13 protein-coding genes are annotated in these 13,475 nt (G+C 40.1%); 9 read left to right on the forward strand and 4 right to left on the reverse strand.

The genetic code is table 11. The features are described from left to right. The first annotated feature begins 66 nt into the window (after nt 1-66). The 5 genes from RM552_RS16410 (at nt 67) to RM552_RS16430 (ending at nt 4,739) form a co-directional block, all read left to right on the forward strand. Nucleotides 67-1,149, forward strand: coding sequence for a glycosyltransferase family 9 protein (locus RM552_RS16410; RefSeq protein WP_311369967.1), 1,083 nt, complete (start codon nt 67-69; stop codon nt 1,147-1,149). A gap of 80 nt (nt 1,150-1,229) precedes the next feature. After that, nucleotides 1,230-2,423, forward strand: coding sequence for a glycine C-acetyltransferase (locus tag RM552_RS16415; protein WP_311369968.1), 1,194 nt, complete (start codon nt 1,230-1,232; stop codon nt 2,421-2,423). A gap of 26 nt (nt 2,424-2,449) precedes the next feature. Continuing rightward, nucleotides 2,450-3,478 carry an L-threonine 3-dehydrogenase gene (gene tdh / locus RM552_RS16420; protein WP_311370035.1) on the forward strand — a complete coding sequence of 343 codons (1,029 nt, stop codon included), beginning with the start codon at nt 2,450-2,452 and terminating at the stop codon, nt 3,476-3,478. A gap of 65 nt (nt 3,479-3,543) precedes the next feature. Beyond that, complete coding sequence (glpE, locus tag RM552_RS16425) at nt 3,544-3,864, forward strand: thiosulfate sulfurtransferase GlpE (RefSeq protein ID WP_311369969.1); 321 nt, start codon at nt 3,544-3,546, stop codon at nt 3,862-3,864. Further along, a complete protein-coding gene (locus RM552_RS16430; protein WP_311369970.1) occupies nt 3,864-4,739 on the forward strand; it encodes a rhomboid family intramembrane serine protease in 876 nt (291 codons plus the stop codon). Before glpE ends, RM552_RS16430 begins: the two co-directional genes overlap by 1 nt. Here RM552_RS16430 and RM552_RS16435 read toward each other — a convergent pair. Then, a complete protein-coding gene (locus tag RM552_RS16435) occupies nt 4,736-5,236 on the reverse strand; it encodes a flagellar basal body-associated protein FliL (RefSeq protein ID WP_311369971.1) in 501 nt (166 codons plus the stop codon). The two genes, RM552_RS16430 and RM552_RS16435, sit on opposite strands and share 4 nt — an antisense overlap. A 147-nt stretch (nt 5,237-5,383) precedes the next feature. Between RM552_RS16435 and RM552_RS16440 the strand changes: the two genes are divergently transcribed. Then, a complete protein-coding gene (locus RM552_RS16440; RefSeq protein ID WP_311369972.1) occupies nt 5,384-5,938 on the forward strand; it encodes a chorismate--pyruvate lyase family protein in 555 nt (184 codons plus the stop codon). Nucleotides 5,939-5,962: 24 nt separating this feature from the next. Continuing rightward, nucleotides 5,963-6,832: a 4-hydroxybenzoate octaprenyltransferase gene (gene ubiA / locus RM552_RS16445; protein WP_311369973.1), complete on the forward strand. Its 870-nt coding sequence runs from the start codon at nt 5,963-5,965 to the stop codon at nt 6,830-6,832. A gap of 14 nt (nt 6,833-6,846) precedes the next feature. On the opposite strand, the gene ubiK is transcribed toward ubiA, so the two are convergent. After that, on the reverse strand, nt 6,847-7,110 hold the full coding sequence (gene ubiK, locus RM552_RS16450; protein ID WP_311369974.1) for a ubiquinone biosynthesis accessory factor UbiK: 264 nt from the start codon (nt 7,108-7,110) through the stop codon (nt 6,847-6,849). A gap of 173 nt (nt 7,111-7,283) precedes the next feature. Between ubiK and rep the strand changes: the two genes are divergently transcribed. Further along, nucleotides 7,284-9,296 (forward strand): DNA helicase Rep, encoded by a 2,013-nt coding sequence (gene rep / locus RM552_RS16455; RefSeq protein ID WP_311369975.1) that lies wholly within the window; start codon nt 7,284-7,286, stop codon nt 9,294-9,296. Between the two features lie 21 nt (nt 9,297-9,317). On the opposite strand, the gene RM552_RS16460 is transcribed toward rep, so the two are convergent. Both RM552_RS16460 and RM552_RS16465 read right to left on the reverse strand, forming a co-directional pair. Next, entirely contained in the window at nt 9,318-11,936 is a 2,619-nt protein-coding gene (locus RM552_RS16460) for a sensor domain-containing diguanylate cyclase (RefSeq protein ID WP_311369976.1), read from the reverse strand. Between the two features lie 44 nt (nt 11,937-11,980). Beyond that, nucleotides 11,981-12,385: a c-type cytochrome gene (locus tag RM552_RS16465; protein WP_311369977.1), complete on the reverse strand. Its 405-nt coding sequence runs from the start codon at nt 12,383-12,385 to the stop codon at nt 11,981-11,983. A 425-nt stretch (nt 12,386-12,810) separates the two neighbouring features. Between RM552_RS16465 and RM552_RS16470 the strand changes: the two genes are divergently transcribed. Then, the gene (locus RM552_RS16470; protein ID WP_432277240.1) at nt 12,811-13,281 is read left to right on the forward strand and encodes a YHS domain-containing (seleno)protein; all 471 of its coding nucleotides are present in this window, start codon (nt 12,811-12,813) and stop codon (nt 13,279-13,281) included. The last annotated feature ends 194 nt before the right edge of the window (nt 13,282-13,475 follow it).

Raw genomic sequence — 13,475 nt, forward strand, 5'->3', positions numbered from 1 at the left:
TTTATATTCAAGTAAGTTAAGGTAACATAACAAAAATTCTGCTATTCGCCCATAGGAACTTACACAATGGCCTCTGTTAAAGCCGAATGCTTTAAATTATGCATATTACGCCTTTCTGCTATTGGCGATGTTTGCCATGCAGTGGCTATGTTGAGTGCCATACTGGAGCAAAAAACGAAGCAAAAACAAGATATTGCTATTACTTGGGTAATTGGCAAAGTAGAACATCAACTAGTCAAACACTTAAGTCACGACATTCCAAACTTACGCTTTGTGGTATATGACAAGAGTGCCGGTAAAGCGGCAAAAAAAGCAGTCAAAGACGCTTTAGCAGACACCGAATTTGACGCCCTATTTGTGATGCAAGTCGCGCTGCGAGCCAATTTACTTTCTCGTGTCATCAAGGCGAAAAAACGCATCGGTTTTGATAAAGCGCGTTCAAAAGAAGGCCACTCACTTTTTATCGATACGCGCATAAAACCTCGGCAACACGCACATGTTTTAGAAGGCTTTATGGGCTTTGCAGAAACGATAGGTGTTGATATTGACAGCATACTTAACGATAAACCTTTTTGGCATATGCCTTTACTTCAAGACGATCTTAATTGGTTAAAAGAGGAGTTGGCGCAAGCAAATATAGAAAAATACGTTGTGATAAGCCCAGCAGCTTCAAAGGCTGAGCGAAATTGGTCGCCCGAGGGTTATGCCAAGGTGGTTGAATATATTCAACAAAAAGGCCTTAGGGTTGTGCTTTGTGGTGGCCCAGGTCCTCTCGATTTAGAAATTAGCCAAGCGATTGTAAAGTTAACTAAGCAAGTTGACCTTAATTTAGTGGGTAAAACAACATTAACTCAAATGTTAGCGGTGTTAAACAAAGCCCAAGTGGTAATCGCGCCAGATACAGGTCCGGCACATATGGCGACTACGCAAGGCACACCGGTAGTAGGTTTATATGCGCACAGCAATCCGCGTCGAACCGGGCCTTATCTTTCTATTGAACAAACCGTGAGCGTTTATGACCAACTGGTAATTGAGCAATTTGGAAAGCCTTGGCAAGCTCTACCTTGGGGCAAACGAGTGAAAGGTGATGCGCTGATGCAAAAAATTTCAACACAGGCGGTCATTGACAAGCTCAATCAAGTTATTTAGTAATTAAGTTTGTGTCTTTGGGAATCTCATATAGAATTCAGCTCAAAATGAGCAGGTAATATTTATAAAGGATAAATGCGATGGCACAGTCGTTTCTGCAACATCTACAATCTCAAATTGATGATACTAAAACACAAGGCTTGTACAAAAAAGAGCGTGTTATCACTTCACAGCAATTTTCTAACATTCATATTGAAAGTGGACAAGAAGTACTTAACTTCTGCGCCAATAATTATTTAGGTTTAGCCAACAATCAAGCCTTAATTGATGCTGCAAAAGATGGTTTAGATAGCCATGGTTTTGGTGTAGCGAGTGTGCGTTTTATTTGTGGTACGCAAAATATACATAAACAATTAGAAGAAAAAATCAGTCAGTTTTTAGGCATGCAAGCTACTATCTTGTATCCGTCTTGCTTTGATGCAAATGGCGGCTTGTTTGAGACCATCCTGAGTAAAGAAGATGCGATTATTTCGGATTCGCTCAATCATGCCAGTATTATTGATGGGGTTAGATTATCAAAGGCAATGCGTTATCGCTACCAAAGCAACGACATGCAAGCTTTAGAAGAACAGTTGATCCTAGCCGACAAAGATGGCGCACGCTATAAACTTATTGCCACCGATGGCGTCTTTTCAATGGACGGTGTGATTGCGAATTTAAAAGGTGTATGTGATTTAGCCGATAAATATGGTGCCATGGTGATGGTTGATGACTGTCATGCCACAGGCTTTGTTGGCGAAAAGGGCAAAGGTAGTCATGAATATTGCGAAGTAATGGGTCGCGTTGATATTATTACTGGCACATTAGGCAAAGCGCTTGGCGGGGCTAGTGGTGGGTTTACCTCGGGTAAAAAAGAAGTGATCGAATGGTTAAGACAACGTTCGAGGCCTTATTTGTTTTCCAATTCTGTCGCGCCTCCAATTGTAGCAGCTTCCATAAAAGTGTTTGAAATGATGGAGCAAGGTGATGATTTACGCGCAAATTTACGTCGTAACGCAAAACACTTTAGAGCGCGTATGGAAGCGGCCGGTTTTACCTTAAGCGGCAAAGACCATGCAATTATTCCTGTAATGTTGGGTGATGCGAAACTCGCTAGTGAAATGGCAGATAAACTCCTCGAAAAAAATATTTACGTGATTGGCTTTTCGTTTCCGGTTGTACCAAAAAATCAGGCGCGGATCCGTACACAAATGTCGGCCGCACATAGCATTGAACAAATAGACCGCGCCATCGATGCCTTTATAGAGGTTGGTAAAGAACTTGGGGTAATTTAATGAGCAACAAAAGCATCAAAACAAGCATGAAGTCCTTATCTAAATTACACGCTGAAAAAGGCATTTGGATGGTCGAAAACCCACTTCCTGAAATGGGCCATAACGACATTACCATCAAAATTCGTAAAACTGCGATTTGTGGCACCGACATGCACATATACAATTGGGACGAGTGGTCACAAAATACTATTCCAGTGCCTATGATAGTGGGGCATGAATATGTTGGCGAAGTCGTCGCAATAGGCAGCGAAGTAAAAGGGTTTAAAAAAGGCGACAGAGTGTCTGGTGAAGGCCATATTACTTGTGGTCATTGTCGAAACTGCAGAGCTGGCCGTATCCATTTATGCCGCAATACCACTGGTGTTGGTGTTGATAGACAAGGGGCTTTTGCTGAGTATTTAGTGATCCCTGCGTTTAATGCGTTTAAAATACCAGACAATATTAGCGACGACATGGCCGCCATTTTTGACCCTTTTGGCAACGCTGTGCATACTGCACTGTCTTTTGACCTTGTTGGTGAAGACGTGTTGATCACCGGTGCTGGTCCTATAGGTATTATGGCTGCAGCGGTTGCCAAACATGTTGGCGCACGGCATGTTGTTATCACTGATATTAATTCATATCGGCTCGAATTAGCATTAAAAATGGGTGCGACTCGTGCAGTAAATGTCGCGGATTCTTCATTGGCTGATGTTATGCAAGAACTTAACATGACGGAAGGGTTTGATGTGGGTTTAGAGATGTCGGGAGTGCCTTCTGCTTTTAGTGACATGTTAAACAAAATGAATCATGGCGGTAAAATTGCGATGCTGGGCATTCCACCTTCTGGTCTTGCTATCAATTGGAATGATGTGATTTTTAAAGGCTTAACCATAAAAGGCATATACGGGCGTGAAATGTTCGAGACTTGGTATAAAATGGTGAGTTTGCTGCAAAGTGGTCTAAACTTAGATCCAATTATTACTCATTCAATGCCGGTAGATAATTTTAAAGAAGGTTTTGATATTATGGGTTCGGGTCAATCGGGTAAAGTCCTACTTGATTGGTCAGCATGATTTATAAATTTGATTTGCAAACATAATATGTTGGTGTAATTCCAACCATCTAAACGGAGAGAAAATTGGAGCAGTTTCAACATATATCACCACAAGAAACCAAAGCTAGACTCGACAAGGGTGAAATAAAAGTTGTCGACATCAGAGATGATCAGTCTTTTGAACTAGGCCACATTCCCAAGTCGTTTCACCTAAGCAATGGCACTGTCACACAATTCATGAATGAAAATGACTTTGATACACCGGTGGTTGTTTGTTGTTATCACGGCATTAGCAGTCAACAAGCGGCTCAATATCTTATCCATCAGGGTTTCGAACAAGTTTATAGTATGGACGGTGGATTTGAAGCGTGGCGCGGGTTATACAAATTTTCTACAGGTAATTAATGGCACTTGAACTACTCAAAATAACAAAATCTGAACCTGCTCATTTATTAGTGTCGTATTTTGCTACTCAAAATATCTCAGCCAGCATTGTTAAACGAGACGACGCTTTTGTGATCATATTGGAAAACGAAGGCGATCAAGAAAAAGCCTCGGCCATCGTGAAAGAATTTTTACACGCACCCTATGCAGAGAAATTTCAACAAGCCGCTTGGCAGTCTGATGTGTCGGTAGAAAGTTCAAGTAAGCCATTTGATTTTGTCAATATACGCGAAGCTATTCAATTTAAAAAACAATGGTTTATGGTCTTGTTAAGCTTATGCTGTATCGCTGTGTTCGCTTATTTAAAATTCGATGCGATTAACAATCAAACTGATATTACCGGCGCAATTATTAACGTCGGTTTTATGCCGTTAAGATTTGAACATTTTGAATGGTGGCGTTTATTTGCGCACAATTTTATGCATGGTAACTTTATGCACCTCACATTTAATCTTATTTGGTGGTGGATTTTTGGTGGCCAAATTGAACGAACATTTGGCACCAGTAGCCTGATAATACTATTCATTTTTGCAAGTGTGGTGGCAAATCTTGCCCAACTATTACTACAAGGTCCATATTTTATTGGATTGTCGGGTGTCGTGTACTGCTTGTTTGGTTTTGTTTGGTGGCTGGGTTGGTTGCGGCCCTCTTGGGGAGTATCTATTCCAAGAGGCTTTGTTATATTTTTGCTGATTTGGATGATTCTAGGATTTTTAGGCCTGTTTAATATGCAAACGCCTTTTGCTCATCCTATTGGTCTTTTTTCAGGGTGTTTTTTGGCGCTGATGTTTCATGTAGGAGCGCCCAAAACTAAAGATGAAGAAAGCTCCGATTAACCGCCTTGGCGCAGATATTTTGTAAATATAATATCTCTAATAATTTCTTTATTGGTTTCTTTGATCAACGAATCTCTAAACTTGCTGAGTATTTCGCGGCGCATGTTTTCGCGTCCGGTCAAAGATTTTACTTGTTGCTCGGTTTGCGTACCAATGACTTCAATCGCAATAGAGCGTAATAGAGGCATATGATGTTCAATATCCATTAAATCATTTGGATTTTCTAGCATCATTTCGACAGCAATTCGCAAATACCCCAAGCGTTGGCTATTATCACCTGCATAATTGGTTATGATCTCAGGGTCTAGTGCAATATAAACATAAGAAGGGCTTTCTGAACTCTCTTCTTGTGCATGAGCATTAGTCGATATTAACAAACCAACACTTATCAATATGGCACCGAAAAGCTTGCCTCGACGGAGTGTGTTTGTAAACACGCTACATAGCTTAGCTATAAATGACTGCTGGTTTCTTGATGTTGGAAAATGGTATGCCATAAAAGTGCCTATCTAATGGAAAAAAGTACAAGCTAAAAGGGCTACCGCAATAACGACCTTCAATCGTGTTGCTCTGCCGATCTGCATGTGTTTATGCTAGACTATTCAACTACTTTTTAGTTATCGGTTAAATTTTAAGAAACTGCAGTGTTGATTGACCAAAAATGCTTTCCTTATACAATGCCGGTGGTGTGGCATTCACCTGATGAATACCCTAATTTGCAAAATAATTTGGCAGATTGGCTACTTAATACAGGTTCTTTAACCGAACGTTTGCAAGCACTTACTACTACCTTTAGGGTTAATTTGCTAGGCCAAAACTCGGCTCCTCTCGATAGTTCCGAATTAGAGTTGCTGAGTAACAGCTGCAATAAAGATTGGCAAGTTCGAGAAGTTGTTTTACAAGGTGAGGTTGAGGAAATATCAAAAGATTGGGTATTTGCGCGCAGTGTTTTACCTGATCTTCTTTGTAAATCAACGTGGGCAAATTTGGGATCTCAGCCTCTTGGCCAACGTATATTCAACGATACAAGCTTTGTGCGAAGCGAATTTGAGATTGGTAAATTACTTTATCATCCATTGACGGGTGAAAAGTTTGGTGTACAAAACCCATGTTGGGCCAGGCGTTCGCGTTTTCAAATAGGTGAACATATGCTCTTAGTGGCGGAAGCATTTTTGCCCGACAGCCCTTGTTACCTCTAAAGCGTTAACGCTATATTAGAATAGATGATTTTATTAAGCCCTAAACATTTAAAATACTATTACTTGCTTATGCGGGCAGACAAACCCGTAGGTATTTATTTATTATTGTGGCCGACGCTGTGGGGTTTATTTTTAGCCGCAAATGGTATGCCGCCGCTTGATATTTTATTTATATTCGTTGCGGGTGTTGTTGTCATGCGAAGTGCAGGTTGTGTGATTAATGACTATGCCGACAGACATGTTGATGGCGCAGTGGCAAGGACCAAACAAAGACCATTGGCAACCGGCGTAATAAGCACAGCAGAAGCTAAACAACTGTTTGCCTTACTTATTTTACTCGCTTTTATACTAGTATTATTTTTAGGCGTAAATACGGTATTGCTTTCTGTTGTTGCTTTGCTACTGGCTAGTATTTACCCATTTATGAAACGCTATACACACTTGCCTCAGGTCGTTTTAGGTGCTGCTTTTGCGTGGTCGATACCTATGGCCTTTATGGCAGTTTTAAATGATTTACCAGCATGGTTATGGCTCGTTTATTTAGCCAATGTTTGCTGGACAGTAGCCTACGACACCCAGTATGCAATGGTAGATCGGCGCGACGATGTGAAAGTAGGAATAAAGTCGACCGCCATATTATTCGGAAAGTATGACTTGTTCATGATTGTGTTGTTGCAGTTAGTAACACTTGCTTTGTTAGCATGTGTTTTTTATATCAATGCTTTCTCACTATTTGCTTATGCTGGATTACTAGCGTGTGTGGGTTTATTTTGGTATCAGTTAATGTTGTGTATAAAGCGAGAGGAGCAAAAATGCTTCCAAGCTTTCTTACACAACAATTGGGTCGGGATGCTAATTACAGCCACTATATTACTTGGATTGTTTTTACCCTAGCGACATGTCCAAGCTTATTCAGCGTCGGACTTTTTCTCATCTGGCGACTCAAGGTCTGCGATACGAGCTTCTAGCGCTTCAAGTTTTTCACGCGTTCTAATCAATACTTGGCTTTGGACGTCAAATTCTTCACGACTGACAAAATCTAATTTACTTAATTGTGCTTGAAGTACTTGTTTAACTTTTACTTCTGCCTCGTCTGCCATACTTTTAACGCCAGGGGGAATGGCATTTGATATGTTTTTCGCAATTTCTTCTAGTTTTTTAGGATCAAGCATTTTGGGGTCCTTACACATGTTGTTTTTATATTGTAGCGATATGTGAAGAATAAAACAGTCTATTGTCGCAATTGTTTTGTTATAATTCGCGTCTGGTGCATACTTTTTTGACTGAGTGTTTGATAAGTCGACTAATTTGCACACCGCCAAAAAAACTATACAGTGAAGTAGTAATGAAGTTAAATCCTGCCCAACAAGAAGCCGTTGAATATATTAGTGGTCCATGCCTAGTGTTAGCGGGAGCGGGCAGCGGTAAAACACGTGTAATTACAAATAAAATTGCTTATTTAGTGAATGAATGTGCTTATAAGCCATCGCAAATTGCGGCGGTAACGTTCACTAACAAAGCGGCGCGTGAAATGAAAGAGCGAGTATCGTCAACTTTAGGCAAAAAAGCCTCCCGTGGTTTAAAGGTGTCTACCTTTCACACTTTGGGCCTAAATATTATTAAAAAACACATTACTACATTGGGCTATAAAGCTGGTTTTTCTTTGTTTGATGATAAAGATACATTTGCCTTATTGAACGATTTAAGCATGAATGACTACAACGGCGATAAAGACGAAGTAAATGCCCTCATACGCAGTATCTCAAATTGGAAAAACGAATTAATGATGCCGCACCAGGTATTGCAGCGCTACAAAACCGGTATTGAAGCAGAGCATGGCAAATGGTACGAAGAGTATACACGGCATATGATGGCCTACAATGCTTTAGACTTTGATGATTTAATCATGCTGCCAACGGTACTGCTTGCCGATGACAAAGCCATTCGAGAAAAATGGCAAATGTGGATAAGATATTTATTGGTAGACGAATATCAAGATACTAATACAAGTCAGTATCAATTAGTTAGGTTGTTGGTAGGTGAGCGAGCACGCTTTACTGTTGTAGGCGACGACGACCAATCAATATATTCATGGCGCGGGGCCCAACCAAAAAACTTAAAGCTATTGAATCAAGACTATCCAAGCTTAAAGTTAATTAAGCTTGAGCAAAACTATCGTTCGAGTCAGCGTATTTTGCACTGTGCGAATATTTTAATTGAGAACAACCCACATGTGTTTGAAAAAAAGCTTTTTTCGACACTTTCTCAAGGTGAGAAGTTAAGCGTACTAGTGGCAAAAAATGAAGAGAACGAAGCCGACAAAGTGATCGCGGAGTTGATGGCTCAAAAGTTTATGCAAGACACTCAATATAAAGATTATGCGATCTTATATCGCAGCAATCACCAGTCTAGAGTGTTTGAAAAAGCGCTAATGAAAAATCGTATCCCTTACAAAATTAGTGGTGGCATGTCATTCTTTGGGCGTGCAGAAGTGAAAGATATGATGGCCTACCTACGCTTGTTGACAAATCAAGACGACGATAACGCTTTGCTACGCGTGATCAATACGCCGGTGCGAGGAATTGGCAGGGCAACACTGGCTAAATTGGGAGAGTTTGCTCATTTAGAAGATATCGCTTTGTTTGAAGCCATGTGCCATGAACAACTCCATGCTATTTTGGGCGCTAAAGCGGCAACTTCGGTAGAAGCTTTCACGCGCCTCATCGTAATGACTAGTGATAATTTGGCCCGCGGTGACAGCGTTGCAGTACTGAGAGATTTTATCAAAACTCTGCAATACGAAGAGCACCTTTACGCTCATGCAAACTCTCCAAAAGTTGCCGAAATTTCGATGAAAAATGTATCAACCTTATTTACTTGGGTGCAGGATTTACTGAAAGGTGACGCTTTAAATGCACCTATGTCGATGCCTGAGGTAGTTCAACGCTTAACCCTGCGCGATATGATGGAAAGAGGTGAAGATGATGGCGAAGCCGATCAGGTGCAGCTAATGACTTTACATTCCTCCAAAGGCTTAGAGTTTCCAAACGTTTTTCTGATAGGAATGGAAGAAGGTTTATTACCTCATCAAAGTAGCATCGACGAAGACAATATTGAAGAAGAGCGTCGCTTAGCTTACGTTGGTATTACCCGAGCACAGCAAAAATTGACCTTTAGCGTTGCTAGAGAGCGCCGCCAAATGGGTGAGTTTATTGAGCCAACACCGAGTCGTTTTTTGTATGAGCTACCAAGTGATGATATTGAATGGGAGTGGCAAAAAACGCCTGATTCTGACGAAGTAAGAAAATCAAAAACGGCAAAAGGCCTAGCAGGATTGAAAAGTATTTTGGGTGACTAATACTTGCTGTTTTGCGTTATGCTAATTTGGTTCGGAAACAACGCTAAAACTTTTAGATTCATTGATATTAGATTGCGGCGCGATAAAAGCGCCCTGACCAAAGTGACAGCCAATTTCTACTAAGTCTTGCATGATCATTTCGTCGCCGATGCCATCACCTATAACCCCAATGCCCATATCGTTAGCAATCAAAATAATTGATTTCATTAAGCGGTGATATTTGTCTGACATTGCAAAGGTATTCACTAAATTTTGATTTAGCTTTAAATAATCAAAATCGTATCTAAACAAATGGTTAAGCGATGCGCTTTGACTCGCAAAGTTATCAAGCACCAAGGTTATACCAAGATTCTGAAGCCTTTGCATGATACTTGGTAAATGTTTGTTAAATCGTGTTAACGCTACTTCTGAGATTTCAACTACCAGTAATTCAGTATTGACACGGCTATTTTCTATTTTTTGTAAGAGCTCCTCGAAACTGGTGTTTAGTAACAGATGCTCAATAGATAAACTCACGCCTATTTTTAAATGCTTCTTATCGGGAATATTTCTCCACGAGCGCAATAAATTAAACGCTTCATCCATCAATTTGTCGCTAATTGAGAGAGTTAAACCGCATTTATCTGCAAGTGCCCAAAAATGCTCAGATTTACGGCATTTAGGATGTTCAGGCCAATTTACGGCGCATTCGTAATACAAAGTTTTATTATCATCCAAATTACGAATGGCTTGCACTGAATAGTGAAACTGATCAGATTTAAAAGCCGACCTGAACATACGTTCATCTTCAATCTCTTCTAAAATCTGTTCACGCATTCTAATATTAAAGATGACGTATCGATTACGACCTTCATTCTTTGCCTGATACATCGCGGCATCGGCATCACGTAACACTTCGTCAGCGGTTTTATAGTCGTGTGATATTTCGGTAATACCAATACTTGCACCAGAAAACACTTCTTTTTCGTCAATAACAAAAGGTTCACCAATAGACATCACAATACGCTGCGCGATTGCCTTTACGTCATCCATATCATTATAACTGTCGACCAAAATAACAAATTCATCGCCACCTAAACGAGCAAGTAAGTCATGTCCTCTTTTACAATGAGTTATGCGATTAGCTACTTCAACCAAAAACTGGTCGCCAGCATGATGGCCTAAGGTGTCGTTGATATTCTTAAACCGGTCTAAATCGATAAAGAGTAAGGCAAAATTATTTTCGTGATAACGGTGCTTGCTAGCAATTGCTAACTCTAAGCGACTGTTAAACATCACTCGGTTTGGCAAATCGGTCAAACCATCGTGATGCGCGTCGTGGATGAGTTTCAATTCTACATCTTTACGTTGTTCAATTTGTTTTTTCAGCGATTTGTTGCTTGTGTTTAATTCAGCCGTTCGTTCTTCTACTTTTTCACTAAGTTGTTGATTGTATTTGAGCAAGGCGTTAGCGCTATCTCTACGCTGAATCGCATTCGCAATATGCTGCGAAACGAACTTAAGCACATCTAAATCTAAACTCGTATAATCTTCACTGTAACCATATGTTTGGACAGAAATAACACCAATAACTTCGTTATCGATAATCAAAGGTGCGCCTAACCACGAGTTTTTTTCGGTGATAAGCCCCTCAATGATGCGTTCATCTAACTCATTTTTGCCTTTTAATTTTTCTGCCGTTTCTGAATCAACCAAACATGCTTCGGCTCTACGGATAACAAATTCGGTTAAGCCATTTTTTAATTTTCGGCTAGCGGTCGAATCATTTCCACGGCCAACAAAATAAGGAAAGCTTAAATGGGTTTTTTCATCATTGAGCGTGGCTACGTAGCAGTTTTCAGCATCTAAAAGCGTTTTTAAGATGCCATGAACTTTCTCATAAAAATCTTCGATAGGCCCTTCGACATGGCCAGATTGCTCGGAAATTTGGAATAATGCTTTTTGGAGGGTTTCCATCCGCTTACGTTCTTGAATTTCGTCTTCAAGAGTTGTATTTATCTCAACCAACTGTTGGGTGCGTTCTTCAATAAGTGCTTCTGTGAGTTCACGATGCTTGACGCGGTCGATAGCTCTAACAATTTGTTGTGATATAAAAATCAGAATCTCTAAATCTTCATTGTCGTAGCGAACATCTTCATTATAACTTTGCACCACCATGGCACCAATAACGGCTTCATCCCTGAGCAATGGAATACCAATAAAATCTACCGGCATACTGCCAAGCACTTCCATTTTGTGTTTCTCAAGCAAAGACTGGGAATTTTCTTTGGTCATTACCAAAGGCTCAGCGGTTCTCAATATATGTGCAGTAACACCATTTTTGATTTTTTCGTAGGGAACTGACTGAACCACCTCTTCGTCGCGCTCATCAACAAAATAGGCAAAGTCTATATTTTCATTTTTTTGATTAATAAAGGCGACAAAGAAATTGTCGGCCGTCATAAAGCCGGACACAACGTCGTGTATTTCTTGGTAAAGTTTTTCAAAATTATCAACCGAACTTGATAATTCACTTATGTGGTAAAGTGCTTTTTGGATATTTTCTGAACGTTTATATTTATCAGTGAGGCTCTGCAACTGAGGGACGAGCGCCCTCAGTTCTGATTCTGACAATTCACCAATAACTTCATCTTTATGCATTCTAAACTAACTAATCCATTGTATGGTGAAAAGAGAGAATTTACCTAGATACCCTCGATCATATAATCGATAGCTGCTTTGATATCATCATTACTACAATCGCCGCATGTTCCCATGGCCGGCATTGCATTGATACCATCGATAGCATTTTTCCACACTAAGTCGTAACCTTTTTCGTCCAAGCGTGGTTGCCAATCGGCAGCAACCTGCGTTTTTGGAGCGCCAAGCACCCCAACAGCATGACATGCAGTGCATGCAGCTTTGTAAATATCTTCGCCTGAGCGAGGCCCGGCACTTGCTGATGCTTCTGGTGCAGCACCTGCAATTTTTACCTTACCAACAGGCTTAATTCTATCTTCTAGATCACTTGTTGATTCTTGAGCGATACTAACCGCTATAAAACAACAACTTGCGACCACAACTGCAAGCATTGCATTAATTGCTTTCATTTTCACAAACACTCTCCTGCGCTTTTTTAGAAATTAAACAGCAGAGATTATAACCGCATCACTCAGCATAACAACTACCATATCAGTCAATTTACTCTAATCTCGTAAAATTAGACTATGCAAAAGTTTACAAAACAAGCTTTTACGCCTGATTTCTTGATGTCTATAGCTCATTTTATTGTGTTTAACGCTTTCGAAGCTGAGCATCAAGTTCGCGAATGTGTTTTCAACATGGAGGCAAAAGCCAAATCGCACCTTTTCTTGTTATCGGCATGCAAAAGAAATTCTCAACTAATAAATTGAATATATTTATTGGAGTATCCGGTCCTGTTCAAGGTAAACAAAATTAATACACTGATCTAACGCAAGGCCATGTGTTTTTTATTTTAAATTGAGAACAACAAATTTTAAGGGAGTGAGTAAATATGCAAGCGTCATTTACAAAAATATTAGGATTGATATGGGTAGCTTTTTCTTTGAGTTTTATTTCTTTGAATACCCATGCCATGGGCGAAGACCCTATAGAAACCGGTACCTTCAACAACAAAGCTATTTATGGTTACGATACTGTTGCGTATTTTACCCAAAATAAACCAGTCAAAGGTGACGAAAGTATCACCAGCCAATGGAGAGGTGCGGATTGGTATTTTTCTTCTGCATCAAATAAAGCTTTATTTGATGCAAATCCTGAGAAATACGCACCACAGTATGGCGGCTATTGCGCTTATGCAATGTCGAAGGGCAGGTTTGTTGGGGTTGATGAAGAAGCTTTCACAATATTAGAAGGTAAGCTTTATCTAAACTACAGTAAAAGCGTTAGGGAGGATTGGTTAGAAGATACTAGTGGGTTTATTAAGCTTGCAGATGCTGAATATGTGGCAAATGCAGACCTCTAACACTAAACCTTGACCATAATAATATGTAAACCACTCATTTGTTGAGGGTGGTTTACCAGACAATTACCTTCTTTCTATTATTAACGGTAGATATTTCCCGCCCTTGCTATTGACTGTTATTGCAATCAGGCTAGAAAATACTCAATCAATAGTCCCTTACACACCGGGTCGTTATGACCAATTGTATATATATT

This window comes from Glaciecola petra (assembly GCF_031846345.1).
GTDB classification, from domain to species: domain Bacteria; phylum Pseudomonadota; class Gammaproteobacteria; order Enterobacterales; family Alteromonadaceae; genus Glaciecola; species Glaciecola petra.

Coding starts and splice junctions, on each gene's coding strand:
- tdh (WP_311370035.1), top strand. CDS start 2,450: ATGAAGTCCTTATCTAAATTACACGCTGAAAAAGGCATTTGGATGGTC.
- RM552_RS16410 (WP_311369967.1), top strand. CDS start 67: ATGGCCTCTGTTAAAGCCGAATGCTTTAAATTATGCATATTACGCCTT.
- rep (WP_311369975.1), top strand. CDS start 7,284: ATGAAGTTAAATCCTGCCCAACAAGAAGCCGTTGAATATATTAGTGGT.
- RM552_RS16435 (WP_311369971.1), bottom strand. CDS start 5,236: ATGGCATACCATTTTCCAACATCAAGAAACCAGCAGTCATTTATAGCT.
- RM552_RS16415 (WP_311369968.1), top strand. CDS start 1,230: ATGGCACAGTCGTTTCTGCAACATCTACAATCTCAAATTGATGATACT.
- ubiA (WP_311369973.1), top strand. CDS start 5,963: ATGATTTTATTAAGCCCTAAACATTTAAAATACTATTACTTGCTTATG.
- ubiK (WP_311369974.1), bottom strand. CDS start 7,110: ATGCTTGATCCTAAAAAACTAGAAGAAATTGCGAAAAACATATCAAAT.
- RM552_RS16430 (WP_311369970.1), top strand. CDS start 3,864: ATGGCACTTGAACTACTCAAAATAACAAAATCTGAACCTGCTCATTTA.
- RM552_RS16465 (WP_311369977.1), bottom strand. CDS start 12,385: ATGAAAGCAATTAATGCAATGCTTGCAGTTGTGGTCGCAAGTTGTTGT.
- RM552_RS16470 (WP_432277240.1), top strand. CDS start 12,811: ATGCAAGCGTCATTTACAAAAATATTAGGATTGATATGGGTAGCTTTT.
- RM552_RS16460 (WP_311369976.1), bottom strand. CDS start 11,936: ATGCATAAAGATGAAGTTATTGGTGAATTGTCAGAATCAGAACTGAGG.